At 33.2% G+C, this 25,193-nt stretch carries 21 protein-coding genes; all 21 read right to left on the bottom strand.

Annotated elements, in window-relative coordinates; genetic code table 11:
• Positions 1-81: 81 nt before the first annotated feature.
• The 21 genes from ACLII3_RS12825 to ACLII3_RS12725 all read right to left on the bottom strand — a co-directional run bounded on the left by ACLII3_RS12825 (position 82) and on the right by ACLII3_RS12725 (position 25,191).
• Positions 82-990: a helix-turn-helix domain-containing protein gene (locus ACLII3_RS12825; protein ID WP_412984612.1), complete on the bottom strand. Its 909-nt coding sequence runs from the start codon at positions 988-990 to the stop codon at positions 82-84.
• Between the two features lie 353 nt (positions 991-1,343).
• A complete protein-coding gene (locus ACLII3_RS12820) occupies positions 1,344-1,985 on the bottom strand; it encodes a DUF6266 family protein (protein WP_054851354.1) in 642 nt (213 codons plus the stop codon).
• A gap of 125 nt (positions 1,986-2,110) precedes the next feature.
• Entirely contained in the window at positions 2,111-2,551 is a 441-nt protein-coding gene (locus ACLII3_RS12815) for a DUF6943 family protein (protein ID WP_412984611.1), read from the bottom strand.
• A gap of 1,084 nt (positions 2,552-3,635) precedes the next feature.
• Positions 3,636-4,130, bottom strand: a complete 495-nt coding sequence (locus ACLII3_RS12810) for a heavy-metal-associated domain-containing protein (protein WP_051881039.1) — start codon at positions 4,128-4,130, stop codon at positions 3,636-3,638.
• Positions 4,131-4,162: 32 nt separating this feature from the next.
• Positions 4,163-5,935 (bottom strand): efflux RND transporter periplasmic adaptor subunit, encoded by a 1,773-nt coding sequence (locus tag ACLII3_RS12805; RefSeq protein ID WP_406971678.1) that lies wholly within the window; start codon positions 5,933-5,935, stop codon positions 4,163-4,165.
• A 2-nt stretch (positions 5,936-5,937) separates the two neighbouring features.
• Positions 5,938-6,648, bottom strand: a complete 711-nt coding sequence (locus tag ACLII3_RS12800) for a PepSY domain-containing protein (protein ID WP_406971680.1) — start codon at positions 6,646-6,648, stop codon at positions 5,938-5,940.
• Positions 6,649-6,651: 3 nt separating this feature from the next.
• Positions 6,652-7,209, bottom strand: a complete 558-nt coding sequence (locus ACLII3_RS12795; RefSeq protein WP_412984610.1) for a DUF2911 domain-containing protein — start codon at positions 7,207-7,209, stop codon at positions 6,652-6,654.
• Between the two features lie 47 nt (positions 7,210-7,256).
• Entirely contained in the window at positions 7,257-9,758 is a 2,502-nt protein-coding gene (locus ACLII3_RS12790) for a heavy metal translocating P-type ATPase (RefSeq protein ID WP_406971684.1), read from the bottom strand.
• A 4-nt stretch (positions 9,759-9,762) separates the two neighbouring features.
• Positions 9,763-10,980, bottom strand: coding sequence for a TolC family protein (locus ACLII3_RS12785; protein WP_412984609.1), 1,218 nt, complete (start codon positions 10,978-10,980; stop codon positions 9,763-9,765).
• Positions 10,977-14,684, bottom strand: a complete 3,708-nt coding sequence (locus tag ACLII3_RS12780; protein ID WP_412984608.1) for an efflux RND transporter permease subunit — start codon at positions 14,682-14,684, stop codon at positions 10,977-10,979. Before ACLII3_RS12780 ends, ACLII3_RS12785 begins: the two co-directional genes overlap by 4 nt.
• A gap of 107 nt (positions 14,685-14,791) precedes the next feature.
• On the bottom strand, positions 14,792-15,205 hold the full coding sequence (locus ACLII3_RS12775) for an HYC_CC_PP family protein (protein ID WP_036122971.1): 414 nt from the start codon (positions 15,203-15,205) through the stop codon (positions 14,792-14,794).
• A gap of 71 nt (positions 15,206-15,276) precedes the next feature.
• The gene (locus ACLII3_RS12770) at positions 15,277-17,229 is read right to left on the bottom strand and encodes a heavy metal translocating P-type ATPase (protein WP_412984607.1); all 1,953 of its coding nucleotides are present in this window, start codon (positions 17,227-17,229) and stop codon (positions 15,277-15,279) included.
• A gap of 10 nt (positions 17,230-17,239) precedes the next feature.
• A complete protein-coding gene (locus tag ACLII3_RS12765) occupies positions 17,240-17,446 on the bottom strand; it encodes a GDCCVxC domain-containing (seleno)protein (RefSeq protein ID WP_120201171.1) in 207 nt (68 codons plus the stop codon).
• A gap of 5 nt (positions 17,447-17,451) precedes the next feature.
• Positions 17,452-18,039 carry a mercuric transport protein MerTP gene (merTP, locus tag ACLII3_RS12760; RefSeq protein WP_133355506.1) on the bottom strand — a complete coding sequence of 196 codons (588 nt, stop codon included), beginning with the start codon at positions 18,037-18,039 and terminating at the stop codon, positions 17,452-17,454.
• Positions 18,036-18,398 (bottom strand): DUF3703 domain-containing protein, encoded by a 363-nt coding sequence (locus tag ACLII3_RS12755; protein WP_120201175.1) that lies wholly within the window; start codon positions 18,396-18,398, stop codon positions 18,036-18,038. The genes merTP and ACLII3_RS12755 overlap by 4 nt, the downstream gene beginning before the upstream one ends.
• A gap of 56 nt (positions 18,399-18,454) precedes the next feature.
• On the bottom strand, positions 18,455-18,868 hold the full coding sequence (locus ACLII3_RS12750) for a Fur family transcriptional regulator (protein ID WP_133355505.1): 414 nt from the start codon (positions 18,866-18,868) through the stop codon (positions 18,455-18,457).
• Between the two features lie 2 nt (positions 18,869-18,870).
• Positions 18,871-21,057: a TonB-dependent receptor gene (locus ACLII3_RS12745; protein WP_412984606.1), complete on the bottom strand. Its 2,187-nt coding sequence runs from the start codon at positions 21,055-21,057 to the stop codon at positions 18,871-18,873.
• A gap of 49 nt (positions 21,058-21,106) precedes the next feature.
• Positions 21,107-21,424, bottom strand: a complete 318-nt coding sequence (locus ACLII3_RS12740) for a DUF6660 family protein (protein ID WP_298344491.1) — start codon at positions 21,422-21,424, stop codon at positions 21,107-21,109.
• A gap of 102 nt (positions 21,425-21,526) precedes the next feature.
• Entirely contained in the window at positions 21,527-22,258 is a 732-nt protein-coding gene (locus ACLII3_RS12735; protein ID WP_412984605.1) for a hypothetical protein, read from the bottom strand.
• A gap of 9 nt (positions 22,259-22,267) precedes the next feature.
• On the bottom strand, positions 22,268-24,379 hold the full coding sequence (locus tag ACLII3_RS12730; protein WP_412984604.1) for a Piwi domain-containing protein: 2,112 nt from the start codon (positions 24,377-24,379) through the stop codon (positions 22,268-22,270).
• Between the two features lie 221 nt (positions 24,380-24,600).
• The gene (locus ACLII3_RS12725; protein ID WP_391592981.1) at positions 24,601-25,191 is read right to left on the bottom strand and encodes a hypothetical protein; all 591 of its coding nucleotides are present in this window, start codon (positions 25,189-25,191) and stop codon (positions 24,601-24,603) included.
• Positions 25,192-25,193 lie beyond the last annotated feature (2 nt).

Here is a 25,193-nt window from a genome sequence, read left to right as displayed (position 1 = left end):
CTAGTTTTAATAATACAAAGATGCGATAGGTTTTAGCGGAAAGATTTATAGAATCAAAGGAGAAAGTATAAAAATCAAAGACTATTGATTTTTTCTAAACAAATTAGGTGTTTGCCCTGTTTGTTTTTTAAAGAAGCTATTAAAATTATTAGGCGCATCAAAATGTAGTGAATAAGCAATTTCCTTAATACTCATCTCAGTTTGTAACAAGCGAGATTTAGCTAAACGTAGCAAATGATTTTGAATATGCTTTTTTGCTGTGTGACCAGTAATTTGTTTTACAATAGCATTTAAATGATTTGGATGAACAGCTAACAATTCTGCATAAAAACTTGGTGAGTGGGCTTTTCTATTAGTTAAATTATTTGTGTAAAAACTAGTTTCTATTAAGGTTTGAAAACGTGACAGTAAATTAACATCTGCCTTTCTAAACGCTTTTAATGCGTCTTCTTTACTTATTTGTGCATTAAAAAATCGTTTTATAAAATTAAGTAACACTAAAACTTGCGACTCAATTATGGTTAATGAATCTTGTCTTAAGCTTTGTTGTTCTTCATGAATAGACTTATAAATCTGAAGTAATTTCGAAACTTCTTCTGGTTTTACTTCAAACGGAATAGATTTATCAATTTTTAAAAAAGGAAATTCATCAAGAAGTTTTTGTAAATGCTTTGAATGTGTTACAAACTCTTTTGAGAACATTAAATAATAGCCTTCCCAATCTGGTAAAATATCCCAAGAAATGATTTGAAAAGGTGTATTAAAAAAGACGGTTGCTCCCTCAGGGAAATTATTATGATGTCCAGTAATAGCCTTACCTGAACCTTCAACTTTTATAGCTATTGCATAAAACTCGTGTTTAAACGGTTTCATTTCTGAAACAACAGTAGGCATGTTCTCTTCAAAACTTCTAATATCAAAAAAAGGTTGTTTTGGCGAAGTAATATTAATCGCTTTACAATAATCTGCTATAGTTTTGAAGTGTTGCATAAATCAAAAATACATTTCTTTTACTTATATATTCTTTTAAAAACAATAACACATTTAAAATCATTCCACCATACAAAAAACATATGCATACACTTAGGAACTCAAAATTTGATTTATAAAAGAATAAAAACAACAAAAAAGAGAAGTTAACAACAAATAGAAATGTAATTACTTCCCGATACAATATTTAACTATCCTTATGTCTATTGACGTTAAGGTATTTGGGCAACAAATAGTGTACAAAAAATACATAAAAAGAATAAATAAAGAGTAAACATCAATAAATTGAGCTACTAATATAGCACAAAAAAAACCGCTCGATTAGAGCGGTTTCCAAATAAAAACACCAAGCATTAATTAGCTGTACCAGAGCCTAAATAAATACTGTTTGATACTTGACTACCATCAGCAGTAATAAACGCCATAAATAACTCTACCGTATCTCCTGCATAAGTTGTTGGGATTGAAACAATTTGAGAACCTACTGTTCTGTCTGCTCCATCAAGTAAAGAAATAGATTCCTTTTTTGAGGGATTGTAAACCAACAACATCGCTTTATCAGTTGCATTTGCGTTACCTTCGGCAGAGTTATCATCCCACCCAAAAGTTACTTCTCCAGCAGTTGCTAAATCAGTCGTCGGGTTTAACGCACCAGATAAACCTCCGCGACTTACTAAAGCGTTTGGATAGTCAACAACAAAGTTAGGTTCTGTACCTGTAATCGCATTATTCAACACATACGACATTGCAGCATTAAATTCTGTTTTCTTAACTGCTAATCCTTTATACCCTAACTTAATAAAAGGCTTTACAGCCTGTAAAAATTCTAAAGTGGCAGTAAACTTTGTTCTTTGGTTTACTTGACCAACAGTTCTTGGATTGGCTACACTTGAGGGTTTAATTCTAATGTAATCAATTCCTTTCCAGCTTCCACCGATAACGTTTCCAACCTTACCTGAAAGCCCTCCTAAAATACCTTGGGAAATTTTACCCATAACATAAATAATTTAAATGAAACTTATTTTTCTTCGGACTTGGTACGGACTTAACACGAAGTTGTACCTTCCGACTGAATATATGGCAAGTTTTATGCTATTCGTTAGATATGGATTTTGTTGCTTTAGATTGCTTCTTTTTGCATTTTAGAAAATAAACTTTGAATGTATGATACTTTCAAATCTGCCATTTTTGAAATGACTTTTTGAAGTTCGGCTTCTTTTTTACTAATTGCTGACACCATATTAATATGCTTTTGCAATTGAAATTCATTATTTATTAATGATATAAAACTATTTTTTAGAGTATTTCTGCAATCATATATTGAGATAAATGGAATTACACTTCCTTTTAAATAGTAAGCGTAAAAACCGCCTATTTGTAGCATCATAGACAAATGATACAACGTATTTTTTTCCTTTTCGGTTGAAGTAGTAACTACGAAACAATTAGGGCAAGGATTTGAGAGCGGTTTTCCGCTGTTTAGCCCTTTGTTTAGTATAAAAAAATGAGGGTTTGAGTAAGTTTTTCCGACTTGGTGTGTTTTTAGTTCAAAAGTTGACATAGCTATCCAATTTAAAATTGCTTCGCTACGCTTCGCGCCATTATTTTTTTTTGAAAAGAAAAAAGATAGCCATAGTTGTTGTGGCGTGGGTAAGGCTGTCAAGGTTTTTGGATAAAAGTTTTTTTATTGAATGACTAAATCAAAAAAAAAGGTATTGAAAAAAGTTTTATTCAAAACCCGTAGGGCTTGACCTTTATAGCCTTGTGCGGTTGGCAGAGGTAGCCACATATATTTGCCATCTTTTTTTATTTTAATATTTCAAATTGGTTTAAACTTGATTGAAATTGCCTTTAACTTTTCTGGGGAATTAACACTTAAAAAAATAGGTTGCATTTTGTTATTAAGTGTTGGATGAAGCGTTTGTATGGGTAGCGTTTTAAATAGTTGTTTGATAAAACAGCATTTAAACAAGCTACTTATACAGGACTTTTAGACAATAGCTAATTGCTTTTTTTGAGGCACGAGAAAAAGCAATATGCTATGGCGTATTACTACACTTTATAAACCTATTTTTTTATAACCGCTGACTTGGGTGGTGGGGAAAAGTGGACTTTTATATTTGTTAACGAAATGAAACAAACAAAGACTTGAGGTAAGGAATACTTGGACTTAACGATGGTTTTGTGCAGCTTGAATGAGATAACGAATATTATTATCAATTAACGGAAACCTTAAAATGTTCAAATGTTTAATGTTAGTTCAAAATGTGGTTTAATGTACGGAAGTGCGCGTTGGAATAGCGGATATTTTACATAATACCAGTTATAGCTACAAAATGCATTAATACTGCGATAGCAAACCTTTGAAAAGTGCCGTTTGCTACTATAACTTGTATTATGTAACATAGCTTGGGTGAGTTTAGGGTTTTATGATATAATAATAACAGAATAGCTTATTGCAGTTTGGTTTGATTTTATGAAAACCAAAGCTGTAATATGCTATTACCTTAAAGACAAAAAAACGCTAAACTTGTTAGGTGAGCGGAACAACACAAAAGACAGAGGATTTTGAGGTACGAAAAAACTGGGTTTTGGGTTGTGGGGAATAAAAAAGAGCCTTCCGAAAAAGACTCTTTCATTATTGCTTAATGGTCGTGATTTGAATGGTCATCACTTTCTTCTTCACCAGATTGATTCATCATCATTTCGTGGTCGTATTTACAACAACCTGGTAAACCATCATATGCTTCTTCATCACCTGCTACTTTTTCGGTATCATATCCTGAAGCTGCGATTGCTTTATGGATTGCCATTGCATCGGTTTTTGTATCATCAAAAGACACATCAATCTTCTTTTTATCGACATCCCAATTAGCACTTGCAACACCTTCAACACCGTTAGCTGCTTTTTCGATAGTGTTTTTACACATTCCGCAATTTCCTCTTACACCAAAAGACAGGTCTGTCATTGCCATATCTTTTGACATTTCAGTAGTTGTGGTTTCTGTTTCTTTTTTGGTTTCGTTTTTACAACTTGTTAAACCTAATGCTGCTATTACAGCTACACTTAAAATTACTTTTTTACTCACGTCGATTACATTTTTGTTTTTGTGTTCGTGATTTTTCTTTGAAAAATTCATTGTTTAAAATTTAATTGTTATTACTTGATTTATTATTCTATTACTTGTTTTACTTCACCACAGGTTAGCATTGCTTCGCCAAAGTATGGATTGATTACTTTTTCTTCTTTGCTTAACCAATAAGCACCATTATTGTTATCTGCCATTGGACAAAATTCTACATAGACCTTTTCATTGATACCAAATAGTTGTACAGCATTGATTAGATGTGATGATAAATGTTTAAAATGGTCTCTTTGTGATTTTATATCGGACGTTTCAGAAATTGAAGTTGCAGAAGATTTTATTTCGCCTTCTAATGACATCCAATGGTTATGCGCCTTATTATCTGACAACAATTTCATATCTACTTTGTTCAATTTATTTAATAAAGTTGTTGCGTTTGCTGAAGTACTTATTGAATCTTCTTTTACTAAAGCATCTTTTAAATTGATATACGCATTGTAAACACTATTTAACTGTTGTTGAAATTTCTCTGATACTTCCAAACGCTCATTCATATTAGTGTGGTCACTTTCTTTGTTAGATGCATTGTTATCCATACCTAAATGACCTTCGTGTCCAGTCATTACTTTACCACCATCTTTATTCATCATAGACTTTTTGCCTTGTAATTGTGCTGCTGCATCAACCGTAAATGTTCCGTTAGTCACTATTTCATTTCCAACAAATAAACCTTCTACAACTTCATATTCATTACCAATTTGATTGCCTAATTTAATTTCACGCATTTCAAAAATAGGTTGGTCTGGATTTGTTTTAAGGTATACCACAGAACGTTCACCTGTCCATAATACAGAAGATGCAGGAATTGATAATACTTCATCATTTTTAGCTGTACTGCCTTCAATATTTGCGGTTACAAACATCCCTGGTTTAAATACATCGTCCTTATTGCTTAAAACAACACGTAAGGTTACAGTTCTTGTTTTCGTGTTTAAAACTGGGTCAATGAAATCAACTTTACCTTTAAACTCTTTATTAGGATAAGCATTGGTTGTTATCATCACTTCCTGTCCTTTTTTAAAGCGGTCAATCTGATTTTCATACACATCAAAGTTTCCCCAAACTGTGTTGAGATTGGCAATTTTTAATAAGGGTTGTCCTTGTTTGATGTAATCGCCTTGCTCTACCAATTTTTCTGTAACAGTACCCGAAACGGTTGCATAAACAGGAAAGTTTTCTTTTACTTTTCCTGTTTCTTCAATCTGGTTGATTTGATTTTCAGAGAGTTTCCATAATTTCAATTTATTACGGACTGCTTTGTATAAAGCAGGTTGAGATTCTTTTAAAGAAGCTGCTGTGATTAATTCTTGTTGTGCTGCATAGAGTTCTGGCGAATAAATGGTTGCCAATAATTGACCTTTACGAACTTCTTCGCCTGTAAAACTCACATTCAAACGTTCAATTCTTCCAGCGAAATAACTTACCTGTACTGCATTGGCTTCTTCGTTTTCAGCAATTTTACCAGATAACTTTATGGTGTTGCCTTCAACATTTCCCTTGCCTACAACAGTTGTTTGAATATTGGCTAATGCCATCGCATTTTCTGTTAGTTTAAATTGGTCTGCCATTAAGCCATCACTTCCGCTTTCCGCAGGAATTAAATCCATACCACAAATAGGACAATCGCCTGGTTCTGGTTTCATAATCTGCGGATGCATAGAGCACGTCCACATTTGATTGGTTTTTACTGATTCAGATTGATTTTGTTTTGTATTTTCATTTGACGAATTACCAAAAATCAACCAACCTAATAGTAAACCAACTACTAATATTCCGATATAAATTATATACTTTTTCATTCCTATTTATTTTTTCTTTTAATTAACTTCCTAATCGAAGGTGAAGACGTGTACCATAGTAAAAATCCACTTAAAACGGTTATTAATCCTAAAAGTGAAAAGGCTCTCAAAACAATGGTATTGAAATTGTCTCTGCCTTCATAATCCATTGTATGTGTCATCCATAAAAAATCAAACCAACGCCAAGAACGATGTCTTACGGTTTGAAATTTTCCGTCGCTTACAGAAACGTATGCTTTTAGTGCTTCATCTGTTTTATATGAGATAACATAAGCAGGTAGTAGTTTTTCTCGATACTCGTGGTGTTTTCCAGTTTCAGTAATTTGCTCAACAGATTCTACCTCTAAACCACTCTTCATATGGTTTTTGGCAATATAGAGTGCCTCATCCTGCGTAATACTACTTTTTGGCATTCCATCTAAAGCATTGTACAATTGCTCTTTATTTATCCAATAGTACGGTGCATTATCAATATCTCTTAATTCAATAGTCTTTATACCATCTGGAACATCCATTTCTGAAGGACTTATTAAACTATTAAATGCTTTGGGTTGATAGTCCAAGTTTTTAAATTGGTCTCCGTGTATTTCGTCGATGTTTGTCCAACTAAAGTATAAACCACTAATAGTCCAAAACAGGAATTGAATCCCTAAAAAGAGACCCAAATACCTGTGTGTTTTTCTAATTTTTAAAGCTGTATGCCTGTTTACCATTTTCTAATTTTTTATTGCAAATGGGAACTCGATTTTAACTTTTTCCCAAGCCATCGAAATAATTCCGCTTTTATCATCAATTTTGTTGACCTTATATTCTAAATGTTCTGTGATTTCTTCTGATAATGTTGGTGTTATTTTGAATCGAATTACATCATCTTTTTCGTCATATTCGTCTTTACCGTGTTGCTCCCAGTTTTTATTAATCATCACTGTCCAGTCGTCTTTTGATGGAATTGTAAAAAAACCATATTTCCCTTTAGGTAGGGTCTCTCCATTTATGATTAAATCTTTATTGGTCTCTATCCAAGTCGCCATATGCGCTCCAGCCTGCCATACTTGGTCATAACCAACCAAACCACCAAAGATGATTCTATCTCTTACTCCTGGTGATGAATAATCAATATGAATATGAGCATCACCTATCATTGCCATCGTTTCGGTATGTGGACTTAACGGTTTTTTCTTGGACTGCTCAACTTTTTCGGTTTCAGAGTTATGATTGTGTTTTTGCTCTTCCGAACTTGATTTTTCATTTTTGCAACTCACTATTGTAAGCATTATGACAATTAATAGGGTTAGATTTTTCATTAGTTTTTTATTTATAGTTATACTTTAATTGTTCTTAATCGTAATGCGTTTGCTATTACCGAAACAGAGCTAAAACTCATAGCCAAAGCCGCTATCATTGGCGAGAGTAATATTCCGAAGAATGGAAACAACACACCTGCTGCAATAGGCACACCTAAAGTGTTGTAGATAAGTGCAAAAAATAGGTTTTGCTTAATGTTCTTCATTACAGCATTACTTAAATTTTTTGCTTTTACAATACCGTGTAAATCGCCTTTTACGAGTGTTATCATTGCACTTTCTATCGCTACATCTGTTCCCGTACCCATTGCAATACCTACATCACTTTTTGCCAATGCTGGTGCATCATTAATTCCATCACCTGCCATAGCAACTACTTTTCCTTTTTCTTGCAGTTTCTCTACTTCTTTGAGTTTGTCTTCTGGTAGCATACTGGCTTTAAAATCTGCAAGATTTAGTTCTGATGCTACTGCTTGTGCTGTATCGTGATTATCGCCTGTCAGCATTATTACATCAATCCCTTTATCTTGAAGTGCTTTAATGGCTTTAGCACTTGTTTCTTTTATCTTATCGCCTATAACTACATATCCAACGACGGTTTCATCTATTGACAAATAAGAAACTGTTTTGCCTTGTTTTTGGTAAGATTTCGCTTCGTCTTTCATTTTAGAAGCAATTTCTGCTTTCACATATTCCATCATTTTAGGATTACCTAATGCTACTTTTTTATCTTTTATGGTCGCTTCAACACCTTTTCCTGTGACTGCACTAAAATCTTCGGACTTTAAAATTTCTGCGTTGTGTTCTTTGCCATATTTAACTGTCGCTTTTGCCAAAGGATGTTCGCTATTGGTATTTAATGAAACGATGTATTGTAACACTTCTTTTTCGCTTAAAGCAGCATTAAAAGCACCAACGGTTTCAACTGTTGGTTTTCCTTCGGTAATTGTTCCTGTCTTGTCAACGATAAGCGTATTTACCTTATCCATTTTTTCAAGAGCTTCAGCATTTTTAATCAATACACCATTTTGAGCACCTTTACCCACACCAACCATTACAGACATTGGTGTTGCTAAACCTAAAGCACAAGGACAAGCAATGATGAGAACTGCAATTGCATTGACCAACGCATAGACGTATGCAGGTTCTGGACCCCAAATTGACCATATAATAAAAGTGAGTACCGAAATGATAACTACAACTGGCACGAAATAACCCGAAACTTTATCAGCTAAATTTTGAATAGGTGCACGACTTCTACTGGCATCATTAACCATATGAATGATTTGCGATAATAGCGTATCACTTCCTACCTTTTCGGCTTTCATTAAAAAGGATTGATTCCCATTAATTGTTCCGCTACTTACTTTATCATTTTCAGCCTTGTTTACTGGAATAGGTTCTCCTGTAATCATTGATTCGTCAATAGTTGTTTCGCCTTCAGTTATCACACCATCCACAGGAATTTTATCGCCTGGTTTCACTTTTAGAATATCATTAAGTTCTATCTCGTCAATACTGACTTCAACTTCTTCGCCATCTACTATTTTTATGGCCTTATTAGGTGCTAATTTCAACAGTTCTTTTACTGCCGAATTGGTTTTACTATGTGCACGAGCTTCTAACAATTGACCTAAAAGCACCAATGTTAGAATTACCGTTGCTGCTTCAAAATAAACGTGAACTGCGCCTGATTCAGTTTTAAATTGACTTGGAAATACGTCTGGAAAGAACATACCAAAAACACTAAACGACCACGCTACGCCTGCACCAATTCCAATGAGCGTAAACATATTGAGATTCCACGTTTTTATGCTTCTATAAGCACGCTCAAAGAACATCCACGTAGCGTAAAAGACAACTGGAATGGATAAAACAAACTGAATCCAATTCCAATTTTTTTGTACCATTATATCATACAATGGATTGTTATTGAGCATTTCGCTCATTGCAATTAAAAAAATTGGTAAGGTGAATGCGGTTGCAATCCAAAACTTCTTTAAAAGTTTTTTATACGTTTTTTCCTCTGCTGAACTATCTGCTTCCATTGGTACTAAATCCATCCCACAAATAGGACACGAACCTGCTTCGTCTTTAATGATTTCTGGATGCATAGGACACGTCCATTGTTCTGCTGAAGTTGTGGATAGATTTTGTTCTTCCACCAAATCCATTCCGCAAACAGGACAATCGCCTGGTTCGTCATAAGTTTTATCGCCTTCGCAATGCATAGGACAATAAAATGTGCCTGTGCCTTTTCCTTTGGGTTGCACTTTCTTTTTATCTTTTGAATATTGATGTTGTTCACCTTGTTTATGAATGCTATATCTATCACCATCCTTTTTTAAGGCTTCTTGAAACTTTTCTATAGGAATATGCGATTCCATTTCTATGGTAGCTTCTGCCTTTTCTAAATCGACGGTTGCTTTTGAAACGCCTTCTACTTTAGAAAGTGTTTCCTCAACGTGACTGCGACAACCGTTGCAGGTCATTCCGTGTATGTGATATGTGTGTGTCATTGTTTTACTGAATTAAATAATTAATGATTGTACTTTGCACATAGTAGGTCTTCACAGATTCTATTTGGTTCATTTGAAACTTTAGCTGCAACTCTTGAATATCCAAAATATCATTAAAATCAATGGTTCCTGTTTCGTAACTTTTTATTAGAATGTCTTCTGCATCTTTGGCTTGCTGTAGGTTTTTGGTTTGGGTAGCATAACTTATTCTTGCAGAAATGCGTTCGTTATTCGCTTTGTCTAAAAGCGTTTCCAATGCATTTAAACGTTCCTGTTTTTGAGCAGTAATTTCCTGCTGTTGCAAATCATTTTGTTTGGTTTGGGATTTATATTTCTTATTGAAAATTGGGATAGATACCGAAACCATTGGCATTACAATATCCTTTCCGTTATCGCTGAAATCCATATTTGGTCTTTCAGCAACATTGATATAATCTAATCCAAAACCAATCATTGGACTGCTTTGTTTTTGATTCAATAATTCTGATTGCTCTATGGATTGATAGAGTTTATCAAATTTTAGTAATTCAGGATGTAATGCTAAATTTTCAAAAGTAATATCAAAGTCTTCTGAAGGTATCATTAAACTATCTACCACATTCACGGTAACATCATTATCTCTATTCAATAGATTATTGAAGTTAGTTTGTTCTGCTAAAAACTGTTGTTGCAATACATCTTTTAATTGTTGCATTTCGTTTTGACGCATTTGCAATCGCAACACATCTACTGCGGATGCTTTACCAACCTCAACAGAAGTTAATGCCAACGTCTCATAAGTTTCTAATAGTTTAATGTTTTCAGTTAAGACCTCTTGCTTTGCTTTATTGGCGTATAAATTATAATAGGATTGCGATACCGAAGCCATTAGTTTTCGCTTTGCGATAACAATATCTTCATATTTAGCATTCGCTAACGAACTCACATAATTTTCTCTTGACGTAATTGTACCAAACCACGGTAACATTTGTTTAGCCGATACTTTAAAGCGTTGTGCTCCTGTTCGTGTTTCTGGTTCACTTACAAAATAACCAACTCCAAATTCGGTATTAGGAATGGTGTTGACCTCTTTTACCTTTTCTGAAGCTCTTTTGTACTGCAATTCAAATTTTTGAATATCTGGATTGTTTGATTCTGCTTCTTGAATGTAGGATTGAAGCTCTTGTGCTTTCGCGGAAGCGGAAACAAACAAAATGCTGATTATTAGAATTATATTTTTCATTTTGATGTTCTTTTAAGTTGAACTTCTGCTTTCCAGCTGTACAATACTGGTACAACAAACAAAGTGATTAAGGCAATGAGCATTCCGCCAAAACTTGGTATTGCCATAGGTGTCATTATATCACTACCTCTTCCTGTAGATGTTAATACTGGTAATAATGCCAATATTGTAGTAGCAGTTGTCATTAAACAAGGTCTAATACGTTTTTCTCCTGCTTCTACTACTGATGCTCTGATTTCTTTTTTATTTTCTGGTGTGTTTCTATCGAATGTTTGTGTTAAATAAGTTGCCATTACAACTCCATCGTCTGTTGCGATACCAAATAGTGCAATGAAACCAACCCAAACTGCTACACTTAAATTAATCGGGTGCATTTGAAATAAATCGCGCAGATTTTCACCAAAGAAATTAAAGTTTAAAAACCAATCTTGACCATAGAGCCAAATCATTAAGAAACCACCAGCAAAAGCAACTGCAATACCTGTAAACACCATTAATGATGTGCCTACCGAACGAAATTGGAAATACAGTATTAAAAAGATAATTGCCAATGCCAAAGGCACAACAACCGATAAGGTTTTTTCAGCTCTTAATTGGTTTTCATACGTTCCCGTAAATTGGTAATTAATACCTTTTGGGACTACCAATTCGCCATTATCTATCTTTTCTTGAATTAAGGTTTGTGCATTTTCTACCACATTGACTTCTGCAAAACCATCCATTTTATCAAATAACACATAGCCAACTAAAAAAGTGTCTTCACTTTTAATTACTTGTGGACCTTGTTCATATTTTATAGTCGCTAATTCACTTAAAGGAATAGGGCTTCCTTTTTCAACAGGCACATAGATTTGTTTTAAATCGGTTGGATTTGCTCTTAATTCTCTTGGGTAACGAACTCTAACACCATAACGCTCACGACCTTCTACTGTCTGTGTTAATACCATACCACCAACAGCCACTTTCAAAACATTTTGAACTTCCTCAATGGTTACGCCATAACGAGCAATTTTCTCTCTATCAATATCAATTAACAAATAGGGTTTACCTACAATACGGTCTGCAAAAACAGCTTCATCTTTTACACCTTCAGCTTGTTTTAAAATATCTTCTAATCGCATTCCAAACGCTTCAATCTGCTTTAAATCTTGCCCTTTTATTTTAATACCCATTGGTGCTCGCATTCCTGTTTGCAACATTACCAATCGGGTTTCAATAGGTTGTAGCTTTGGTGCAGACGTTACGCCTGGTAATTTGGTCACTTTTACAATTTCGTTCCAAATATCATCTGGTGATTGTATTTCAGGTCTCCAATTTCGATAGAACTCTCCATTATTGTCTGGAATGAGTTGAGACCTTTCGACTGTGCTCAAGGTGACATTTTCTGTATTATTTGGATTTGCGATAAATCGACCATCTTTTAATTCAAACAAGCCATCATTATTCACTTTGTAGCGTTGACGTTCTCGGTTTTCATTCAGCATATATTCTGACTTATACTGAATAACATTTTCATACATTGATAGTGGTGCTGGGTCTAATGCAGATTCTGTACGACCTGCTTTTCCAACTACAGTTTCGATTTCAGGAATACTGGCAACTGCCATATCTAACTGCTGTAAAACACGTTTATTTTCTTCTACACCAGAATGTGGCATAGAAGTAGGCATCAATAAAAAAGAACCTTCATTTAACGATGGCATAAATTCTTTGCCTGTGTTTTTCATAATGAAAAAACCAGCAATGACAATTGCAGTTGGAATTGAAAGAAATAGTAATTTATTATCTAAACACCATCTTAAAATTCGAGTATAATACCTGATAAACAATGAGAAAACACCCAATAAGCCAAAGCAAATGACACCAACAAAGATGAGGTTCCAGAAGATACTTTTATCAACTCCTAAAGGTCTCCAATATTCCGCTAATAGGAACACTATTGCTGATGCTGAAATAATGATATTGGTAAGATTCGCTTGTTTGTCTGTTATCTTATTTTGAAGATTAAGACCTGCTGTAATCCCAAACGCAATTAAAATTAATCCTAACCAATATCCATAGACTATGGCTACGATTCCCAATGCTATTAAAACACCATTTAAAACATATTTAAAAGTGTTTTTGATGTTTTTCTTTCTGAATAAAAATGCAGCAAACGGTGGAATTAAAAACAACGCTACTATTATAGAAGCTGTTAATGCAAAGGTTTTTGTGAATGCTAATGGTCTGAACAATTTACCTTCAGCGCCAATCATTGTAAATACAGGAATGAAACTTATAATTGTAGTCATTACTGCGGTTACGATTGCACCAGAAACTTCGGCTGTTGCGTTGTAAACTACTGTATTAATGGATTGTGTTCCATCATCTTCATCTAAATGCCGAATGATATTTTCTGATAGTATAACACCAACATCGACCATTGTTCCGATAGCAATTGCAATACCAGATAATGCGACAATATTAGCATCGACGCCAAAGAGTTTCATCGCAATAAATACCATTAAGACTGCAACTGGTAATAATCCTGAAATCAAGACAGAAGCTCGAAGATTAAACACCATAATGATTATAACCAAAATGGTAATCAATATTTCAAGAGTTAAGGCTTCATTGAGTGTACCTAAAGTTTCTTGTATCAATTCTGTTCTGTCATAAAAAGGCACTATGGTAACTTGTGATGTTCTTCCATCTGCCAAAACTTTTGAAGGTAATCCTGCACTTAATTCATTAATTTTTTCCTTTACGTTATTAATGACTTCCATTGGGTTTGCTCCATAACGAGCCACCACAACAGCACCAACAACTTCAGCACCTTCTTTATCCAATAAACCTCGTCTTGTTGCTGGACCTAATGAAACTTTTCCAATGTCTTTAATTTTTATTGAAGTGAAATTTTCAGAATCAACTACAGCATTTTCAATATCTGAAATGGATTTTACATACCCCAAACCACGAACTAAATATTCAGCTTGGTTAATTTCCAAGGTTTGTGCGCCAATATCCTTATTACTTTCTTTTACAGCTTTAACAATATGATGTAACCCAATGTTATATTGACGCATTAGTTCTGGGTTTACATCCACTTGGTACTCTTGAACATAACCACCAATTGATGCAACTTCAGAAACACCGCTTGCAGAGGACAAGGCATATTTAACATAGTAATCTTGAATACTACGTAATTCGTGTAAATCCCAACCACCTGTTACATTACCGTTCTCATCACGACCTTCAAGTGTGTACCAAAATATTTGTCCTAATCCTGTGGCATCTGGACCTAACGCTGGATTAACACCTTCGGGTAATAAACCACTTGGTAAGGAATTAAGTTTTTCGAGAATACGACTTCTGCTCCAGTAAAATTCTATATCCTCTTCAAAAATGATATAGATGCTTGAAAACCCAAACATAGAGGAACTACGAATGGTTTTCACTCCAGGAATACCCAATAATGATGTGGTTAATGGATAGGTTATTTGGTCTTCTATATCTTGTGGGGAACGACCATCCCACTTGGTAAATACGATTTGTTGATTTTCACCTATATCGGGAATAGCATCTACTGCTACAGGGTTACTTGGCAAAAATCCTGTATCCCAATTAAAAGGTGCATTAACAGTTCCCCATCCAATAAAAAGGACAAGTAGTAAAACTGCAACGAGTTTGTTTTCTATTAAAAATTTGATGCTTTTATTTAGCATATGATTGATTTTAAACAATTAGACAATAGTGTTGTAAAAACACCGAATACAGTAAATTATCCTTACGACATTGCAGTCATAGGATAAAAGAGTCTATTGTTTAAAAATCAAATTAAGTATGTCTCGTCAATCTTGTAGAGTTGCCTTATGACGAGTGGTGGTTTGTATTCTTCGTAGGTAGATACATTACTGTCTAAACCTTCAAAAAGGTTAATGTAAGTATAAACAAATGAAGCGATGAATACTTGTTGCTCAAACGTGATTTTGTCAACTTGCAATTGTAATTCGTCTTGACCTTCAATTGCTAATTGTTTATCATCACAACAATTTTTCTTGGTAATAGAACATTCTTCGGTTGAAGGCTTTTCCATTTCCATTCCGCAACCTTTGGCTTTTTGAAAGATAGCAGATTCTACTAAAGTATCTCCACAATAATGCATATTCACAGTAAATGACATTGTAGAGAATAACACTACAAAAGTCATTGCTAAAGACATTATTTTATGGAAAATCTGCTTCATATTGATTGCGAAGTTACGAAATTTTAACAACTATTGATTTTGTTTAACAGAAGTTTAATTGATTAATCTGCTTAATCCCATTTCATTTTCTGCAATCTAACTGCATTTAAAATTGCTAATAATGCTACTCCTACATCTGCAAAAACTGCTTCCCACATTGTGGCTAAACCACCTGCTCCTAAAATCAAGACAATAACTTTAATACCAAATGCTAAAATGATATTCTGCCAAACAATTTTACGTGTGGAATGACTTATTTTAATGGCTCTCACTACTTTTGAAGGTTGGTCTGTTTGAATGATAACATCTGCTGTTTCAATAGCAACATCACTACCTAAACCACCCATTGCAATACCAACATTACTTGCTGCTAAAACAGGTGCATCGTTAATACCATCACCTATAAAAGCTACTTTATTTTCAGGATTTTTCTTTAAAATTTCAACTTCGTTTAATTTATCTTCTGGTAATAAGCCACCTTTAGCATTTTCAATATTTAATTCTTTTGCAACTTGTTGGGTAATCGAATCTTTATCACCGGAAAGCATCATAATATTTTTGATACCTACTTTATGTAATGCTGTAATAGTTTCTTTTGCATCTTCCTTTAATTCATCTGCTATGACTACATAACCTGCAAATTGATTATCGATTGCAACTAATACTATCGATTCTACAATAGATTCCGTTTCCGTTGGAACATTTATATTATTCGCAGTCATTAAGGCTTTATTTCCTACTAAAACTGTTTTACCATTTACAATGCCTTTTAAACCTTTACCTGCAATTTCAGAAACGTCTTGAGCTTCAAAATCTTCTCCTTTTGCTTTATACTCTAAAATTGCTTTTGCAATTGGATGCGTGGATTGCTCTTCCATCGCCATTAAGTATCGCATAAATTCGGTTTCATTCCAACCGATTGCTTTTACTTCTTTAATTTTAAATACACCTTTGGTAACGGTTCCAGTTTTGTCCATTACCAAAGTATTTATTTTGGTCATAGCATCTAAAAATGAAGCACCTTTAAATAATATTCCATTTTTTGAAGCTGCTCCCAATCCACCGAAATATCCTAATGGAATTGAAATCACTAACGCACAAGGACAAGATATTACCAGGAAAATCAATGCTCTGTATAACCAATCTCTAAAGACATAATCATCTACAAAAAAGTAAGGTATAAAAGTTACGCCAATAGCTAAAAACACAACAATTGGTGTGTAGATACGAGCAAACTGCCTAATAAATAATTCTGTTTTAGATTTACGTGCTGTAGCATTTTGAACCAAGTCTAATATTCTCGCAATAGAACTATCTTCAAAGGTGTTGGTTACCTCAACTTCAATAACACTTTGTAAATTGATACTACCTGCGTAAACCTTTGCATCTTTCTGAATAGAATCTGGTTTGCTTTCTCCTGTTAAAGCTGCTGTATTTAACGATGCTTTTTCGGATAATAAAACACCATCCAATGGAATTTTTTCACCTACTCGAATTTGTATTTTCTCGCCAATATTTACAGCTTCTGGCGACACACTTATATAATCACCATCACGAAATACATTAGCTTCTTTTGGTCGAACATCTAATAAGGCTTTAATGTTTCCTTTTGCTCTATTAACTGCTGCGTTTTGAAATAATTCTCCTACTGCATAAAATAGCATTACTGCCACACCTTCAGGATATTCGCCAATGATAAATGCACCAATTGTTGCGATTGACATTAAAAAGAACTCGGTAAAAACATCGCCTTTTATAAGACTTTTCCAACCTTCTTTAATTACAGGAAATCCAACTGGAATATATGCTAAAGTGTACCAAACTACTCGAATCCATCCTTGAAATTGAGGAATCGCATCAAAATAATCTACAGCGATACCTACCATTAACATAACAAAACTTATGATAGCAGGAATGTATGTTTTGAATGCACTTCCATTACCGTGATTATGACCATCATCGTGAGAATGTTGTTCTTCTGAATTTGGTTTTAAATCTTTTAAATTGATTTTCTTTTTTTTCATCAAGTTAGTTTTAACAACAACTTTTGTTTTGTTGAATTGGTGGACAAGGAACTGTACCATAAGAACAATACACACAACAATCTCCTTTGTTTGGTTTTAAAACTGTTTTACATTTCTCACATTCATAAAAGAATTGACAGGCATTTGTTGGCATATCTTCTTCCTTTTTATGACCACAGGTTGGGCAAGTGATTTCAGATTTTAATATAGTTTGCATCAATTTTAATTTTTATCAGTTACTTTATAACCTGTAGAATTAATTGCTTTCTCAATTTCTAATTCATTAGTTTTAGTTTGGTCATACTCAATGATTGCGTTACCATTCTTGTATGATGTTTTTGAGTTCACAATTCCGTTAAGTTTATTTACTTCGTGGTTTACGTGAGCTTCACAACTGGGACAAGTCATTCCACTTATTTTATACTCTGTTGTTTTGATATTTGATTTATCAACGACAACAATTTGTTTCTCTGAATTTGGATAAAACATACTTGAGTAGTATGGAAATGCCAACATCACTATTGCGAATACTGTTACAACTCCTAAAAAGGTTTTTGACTGAATAAATTTTGGTTTTTTATCCGTTTCACATTCACAGTCGATTTCTTTTTCTGGTTTTAATTTTTGATACCAAGCAAAGAGAAGAACTAATATAGTTAGCCCTATTAAGTAAGGTCTAAATGGTTCTATCCAAGAAAAAGTTGAAGCTACACCACTTGTTCCTGCAATTAATGCCAAAACTGGTGTGATGCAACACAATGAAGCTGTGATTGCTGTTAGGATACTTGTAACCGCTAATTTATTTTTCATTCTATATCTAATACTTTTTCAATGTCATTTGGAATAGGCATACGTTTTAATGGTGGTACGTTTGCGCCACCTGTATTACCAAGAGGAACGTGATTTATAAATGATTTCCAACCACCAACAAGCAATCTAATAATTTGACCGAATACTTCTTTAGTATCTTTTTGTCTAAATCCAAACTTTAGCATTAGCCAATGTGAATAGGTATGTTCTATAGGATAAGACTGTCCTATTATATGACTGCGTTCTAAATGAAACCAAGCATTACCAAACCGCTTATTTTCTAAACAGAAACTGTATTGTTTTAATTCTTCGATATAAGCCTGTTTGATATGTTTAGGTATTTTAGTATTAAACTTCATATCCACTAATTTTGGATAAAAGTAATTTAATAGTAAGTGCAATGGAAGTGCATTTGTTATCCACTACACTTATCACATATACCTTTTACAACCAAGTTTACATTTTCCGAAACAAAGCCATCAGGTACTTTAATTTGTGGTATTTTATGTTCTGTTAGGCAAATGGTTTCATTGCAATTATTACAATGGAAATGTAAATGCAAATCGTTTTTTATATCACAATTACATCCCTCTTCGCATAACGCATATTTCGTAATTCCTGTACCATCGTCTATTTGATGAACAATGACTTTCTCTTCAAAGGTTTTAATAGTCCTGTAAAGTGTTGTTCTATCTGCTTTTTCAAATGCGTTTTCAATATCACTCAATGTTACTGCAACCTCCTTCTCAACTAGGAACTTATAAATTAACATACGCATTGCAGTAACTCGTATGTTTTTTGATTCTAATACTTGTTCTATTGTTTCCATAATTAATCGTCGTCTTCGTTACCAAATGGTTTAATAATAAGTCCTACACTAAATATAAAACCATCTGTAGGCGCATATATTTCTGGGAAAACAGGATTTTCGTGCGGTGGTAAAACCAAAGGTGAAAACCTGCTTTGTCTTCTATCTGTAAAGTTTTCGAAATTTACAAATACACTTCCCAATTTAAAGTTACGCATCACCATTAAACCCATAGTTACAAAGTCTGTAGTTTCTGTACCATTAGACAAGAACTGTTTCCCTGTATAATAAGTTTCATAACCTATGCGCCATTTTTTAGATTCGTACATTATAACACTACCTGCATTATGTTTTGCTGTTAAGGGTTTTTGAGGATTGCCTTCTAAATAATTTAGCCTTGTATCAATAAATGCATAATTTAAAAACCATCTAAAATCCTTATATGTAAATTTGATGTTCGTTTCTGAACCTTTGCTGAATATTTTATCTGAAGCATTTTCAAATTGAAAAAATCCGTTATCTGTTGAATTTAAAAGCAGTCCATCATTAATAGCAGTCACATAGAATAATTGGTTTATGGAAAAACCAATCTCATCCGATAATCGTGTTTGATAATTCAAATCAAAATTAACACCATAAGAACGTTCTGCATCTACTGTAGATTTATCTATAGCAAGCACATTTTCAAAATTGATATACTCTGCTTCTTCTGTAAAAATATCTGGAATCTTATACCCTAAACCTCCACCAATTCTACTTGAAAATCCACTATTGTTTTTATAAAGTAATGAAATTCTTGGAAGTGGAAAGAAACCGAAATCCGTATTATAATCTGCTCTTAATCCTGTTTCTAATATCCAATTATCCGATATGTCGTAAATATTATTTGCAAATGCTCCAAAGGTCACATCTTTTTGGTCTCTTTGTAATGGTGCGTTATCATTTTCATCGAAATTTGAGGTATATAGATTAGCTCCAACTATCCAATCCGTATTTTCTGATGCTGTGTTATAAGATATTTCAGTAAACGTGTTTGTTTGCTTACCATCAAAATTAAAATCAGGAACTGTTAAATTCCTATCGAAAAAAGAGACACTATTTTTAAATTCTAATGAACTAACGGAATCTAATTGTGTTTGATATACCAATTGACTGCTTACTCGTTTTGAATTGTTTTCTTCAGTATATTGATGTATGCCATTTTCTCCACTTTCAATTTTTGTCATATCTCCACCAATTCTATCATCATACGTACCGTTTAATCCAAACCAAAGTGTTGTTTTCTCTGATGGGTAATAAAACAATTTAGGATTAAATGAAATTGATGTTGTATTTGGTAGGTTGCTAAAACCATCATCTTCTGGGTCGTATGCTTTTTGATAATGACCAGAACCGTAAAGTGATACACCGAATTTTTCATTTCTTTTACTATAAAATACATTGGCTGTACTTCCTAATGCTTGTGTTTGTGTAAGCATTATATCTAAAGCAGGTTCAAAGTCTGGTGTTTTAGATACCATATTTACCAATCCTGCAATAGCACCACCACCATAAAGGGTTGATGAACTTCCTTTTATAATTTCAAATTGTTGTAAGTCTAAAGGTGGTATTTGTAAAATACTTAACCCACTTGAGAAACCACCATATAATGGAAACCCATCTCTTAAAAGTTGTGTGTACCTACCATCTAATCCTTGAATACGAATATTGGTACTCCCACTACTTAATGATGTTTGTTGCATTTGTATACCTGTACTTTCTCGAAGCACCATAGAAATATTAGTAGGATTCATTATAGCTTTTTCTCCTAATTCCTCTGCACCTATAAACTCTATACGTGTCGGTATTTTTCTTACGGTTCTTGTACTTCTTGAAGATTGCAATACTACAGCATCTAATTGATTACCGCCCTCTTTTAGTTTAAACATTAATTCTGTATTACTTGGAATTTGAATTGTTGTCTCAAATGTTTCAAAGCCTAAAAAAGAAATAATTATTTGATGCTGACCATCTGGAATTTCTGTAAAAGTTGCAATACCATCAAAATCGGTTACTGCTCCTTTTTCTAATGCTTCAAAGTAAACCGTAGCACCCAATAAAGGCTCGTTTTCAGCTTCTGTTAGGACTTTTATTTGTATGTCTGATGTTTGTGCCTGTAACGATAGGCAAAGTATTAATATGAGCTTTATACTCAATAGGTATTTATTCATTGAATTATAATTGTAATTAACTAAATAATTGATTTAAAATCGAAACGTTTTAGCTTATTACTTGTGGCGGTTGCCAAATATTGGAAAGGAAGTTAAACCTATAAATAGGTTGATATGTAGAAATTAACTCCGATGAGATTTCAATATTGAGTTTTAAATCAAATGTCTTGATTGGTTCGTAAGTAATGGACAAACCACAACAATTGCAGATACACGTAATAGGACAAGAATCGTCACTATCTTCTTGGTGGTTGTGATTAACACTTATCTCGTCTTGGTGTTGGTCTTCTTTATTTTGACCATCAGAACAAGGCTTTGCTGAAAGCAATAGTATTATTAAGGATAATATGATTGTTACAAATTTCACAATTACAAAGATAAAAATTTAATGATGCAATAGTTGTGCAAAAGATTTATGAAATTCTATTATTAACCAAATTACCATTTACCCATTTTAGAAAGTAATTTTTTATACTGTGTTTAAATGCATTTCTTCACTTCCTATTTTATCCAATAAACTTTCGATGTTGTTTATTATCTCTTTAAAAAACTGTGGATTATCAAATACTATTTCAAATCTATTTTTTGAAGATGCATATTCATTTAGCGTAAACCGACCCTTGCTAAAATTCTTAATGTTATTGAACTTTCTATCGCTATTATTGACAGAATCGTTGTTTTTAATTATACCCTTGTGATGCACAACTAAATTACGTACTTGTCTAAAATTATCAATAAAACTCCATTCAGGATTGAGTATCGAAAAATCAACTTTAGCTGACTGCTTTAAGAACTTCTTTACCTTATCAATATCATTATTACCTTTTAAGTCATCTACTCTGTAGTCTGTTTGTTTATAAGATGCAAACCTGTCGCAACCACGCTTTAAAACATCTTCAAAAAAAGAATACAGTTGTATGATTTGAGCGTTTCTATAATTTTTGATGTAAACATCATTAAACATAAAAACATTGTCAATAAAGGAATCCTGTATGTGGTCTAAATATTCCTCGGAATATTCTGATTTATCAACCTCTTTGGATTTTTGAAAATTATCATACTCAACCTCTATATTTTTCAATTCCATTTCAAAATGAGTTTCCATATGATTCATATAATCTTCAATTAAATGGAACTCAAAATGGATAAAACCAAAACCCATTATAGATGCAAGTGTTTCTTTTCTTCTTAATCTTGACATATCATTCTTTTATAAAAACCATAAAGCATCTTTAGCATCATCTGGAACACCATTATTAAATCGTGGCGCTATTTGTGCTACCATTTCTGGGTATTTTATTGTTATTGGTACATTTTGTTGTCGAAGCGATTTCCAATATAATCTGCTAAACTGATATACTTGTGTTAATAATTCTAACACGACGTCAGCATCTTCAAAAGCATCTTCATCTGGACTGCTTATTTTAATTTTTATTGGAAATGGATAGCCATCTGTATCTGCATACCTTTGAGAATTAGGGTAACGTGCATTGTTAAACAGCAAAAATTGGTTTTCGCTTATACGTATGTATGTACCACTTACTGGCATTAACTTTTTGTTCCAATTGAGGTCGTAAGCAATAATATCTTCTGCTTCTGTTTTATTGATATTTAGAATGTAGAGAGGAATTTTTAACCCTAATGTATGCATCCCTCTTATAATAGGTTTTAGTTCCTCGTAGCTCATTTCTTTATAGAAGTGAATGACTACTTTATCAGCTTCTGCAACAGATGTAAAATCTCTTATGGCTTTACATATACTACCTGCTAACAGGTCTGTTTCGCTTTGGTCAAAATACTCGAACTTTCTAAACAAGCCATTGTTTTGAAAACTAAAGGCACTTGCTATATAACGTCTGTTTTCGCCTTGATTGGTAAATGCACCAACACCTATTACTAATTCTTTTTTATCGGTTACTGCAAGTTTCCAAGGTGCGCCACCTAATTTGGCGTGAATTGCCAATGCCATATTTTGTAATGAGAATTGGAAGTTGTATTGATTCTCGATATTGACCACCATTTTTTCATAATCTACAACCTGTGTAACAATGCCTTCATTTAGAAAGAGTTCTTTGATTTGAATATAGATTTCTCGGTCTTCAGGATTTGGTGTAAACTTATCGAAAGGACTTAAATAAAACGCTGCATAACGTACAGTATCGTGGTCGAATGAAAGGTTTTCTAACTTTTCTGTAATTTCTGGAATTGGGTTGCTTTCATTGGTAAACTCTATAAAATGCTCTTTAGACGTTGAAGCCTTAATGTTTACATAAGCCTCAATCCCTTTAAAATATTTTTTATCTGCCGTAACACCAGTTTTAAGGTTGTTGTAAAATGTTTTAATTGCTTCTTTATGCGAGGTATGGTACACAAAGAAAAACTTAATATTTTGGTTGTTTGGTCTTTTGTAAGGGTTGAGGTTGTTCATTGCCAATTTAGGCACTAAATGGGTTTTCTTGTTACCATATTGGTCTTTACCAAACTCTAATAATCCTACTTGTGGGTCAATGTGATTAATACGGTTGAGAGGCACATCAATAAATGCATCGTTTTTAAACGGGAAAATGGCTTTAAAATCTTCTGCAAACAAATAATTGGTTGCAAAATTATTAATAAGTGCTACATACTTTTGGTATTTATTAGCTGGTCTAATTGGTTCTTCAATAGGTATATCTAATGCTCTGGCTAATGGTAAACTAAAAATTGGGAATGCTTTATCAAACTCAATAGCATTGAAATAATCTTCTTTTTCCTCTGTATCGAGGTTCATTTGATAATTGAAGATAGTTTGTCCATATACGCAACGTTTTATTAACTCTGAATCCTCAATATCCTTAACAGACGTTGTAAGGACTTTTGATGTGCCATCGTACGATACAATAAGTTCTGGTAAGTCGGTTAATTTTGCAAATTGTATTTTAAATGAAAACTTATAATATAAATTATAATGCTCTGTATTGCCTTTAAGAGAAGGCATCCAAACCTGTACATCACCTACAAAGTTTTTTACAACTACATAGTCTTTTGCTTTAAAATAGCTTCTTAATTGGTGTTTAAGGAATTGCTTATATATTCTTAATTCTCTACCATCTACTAAATTTAACTTAATGCTTGGTGCATCTGTTATTTCCGTTGTAAATGTTGTAAATATTTGGTCTTTGTTTGATAGGTCTGTGTCTGGAAACACCTCTTTAATCTTCCTTGAAAATTTAGATTTATGGATGGGATGACTGCCTTCCATATCCTCTAAAGTTAAATAAATAGTAGGCGCACTATTAGGCCATTTAAAGTTGAGTATGTTGGTTTTGAGGTGTTCTTGCATTGGTAATGAGGTGTTTTTGGGTTTTACATATTTATTTTTTTAGTTTCAATTTAAAAGATTGCCACGTCGCTGCGCTTCTCGCAATGACAAGTATTATTTATTTTTAGGTTTACTATCTTTTGGTTTTAAATTGTTTGAAGGTCTTTTAATAGTGTTTCCTAAATCAATTTTAACTGTTTTTTGCTTGGATGAGTTGTCTTTGTTTGCCATTCTACTTTTTTTTAGGGTTGTTGTTTAATTGAGATGTAGGACGTGGAATCGATTGTCCTTTTTGACTCTGACTGTTTGTCTTTGGTTGTTGCCTGTTTTGAGGTTTCGACTTTGATGTCGAGTTGCTTTTCTTTGCCATAATGAATGTTTATTGATACGTAAATTATAATTAAAAATAGACCTATTCCTAAAAGGTATATAGACGTTTTATTAAGATTGTCAATTTTCTTATTTCTCTTATGCAAATTAACTTGATAGGTTGAATAATTGATTTTATAGTCTAATATTCCATCAATTTCGTCGATTGAAGCATCTGTTGATTTACTGGATTGATAATGACTGATAAGATTAATAAAAAGTGTTGTTATCAAGAGTGTCCAGCCAATTGCAATGATGATTACGCAAATAGAATTTTCGACAGGTACTATTTTATCGTGAAAAGTCAATGTGAGTCCTAAAGCACCAGATGAAATAAACGTAATGGCTTTTTCAAATAAATCGTCACTTTTTGATTTTTGAATATAAAGTGCATTACGATACTCTTCCCAACCTTCAAGCTGTTTGGGTGTGAATTTTACAATTTCCTTTTTATTTTCTTTCATTA

This window comes from Pontimicrobium sp. IMCC45349, from assembly GCF_047219225.1.
GTDB lineage: Bacteria > Bacteroidota > Bacteroidia > Flavobacteriales > Flavobacteriaceae > IMCC45349.
This window is presented reverse-complemented; position numbering and strand designations above follow the sequence as displayed.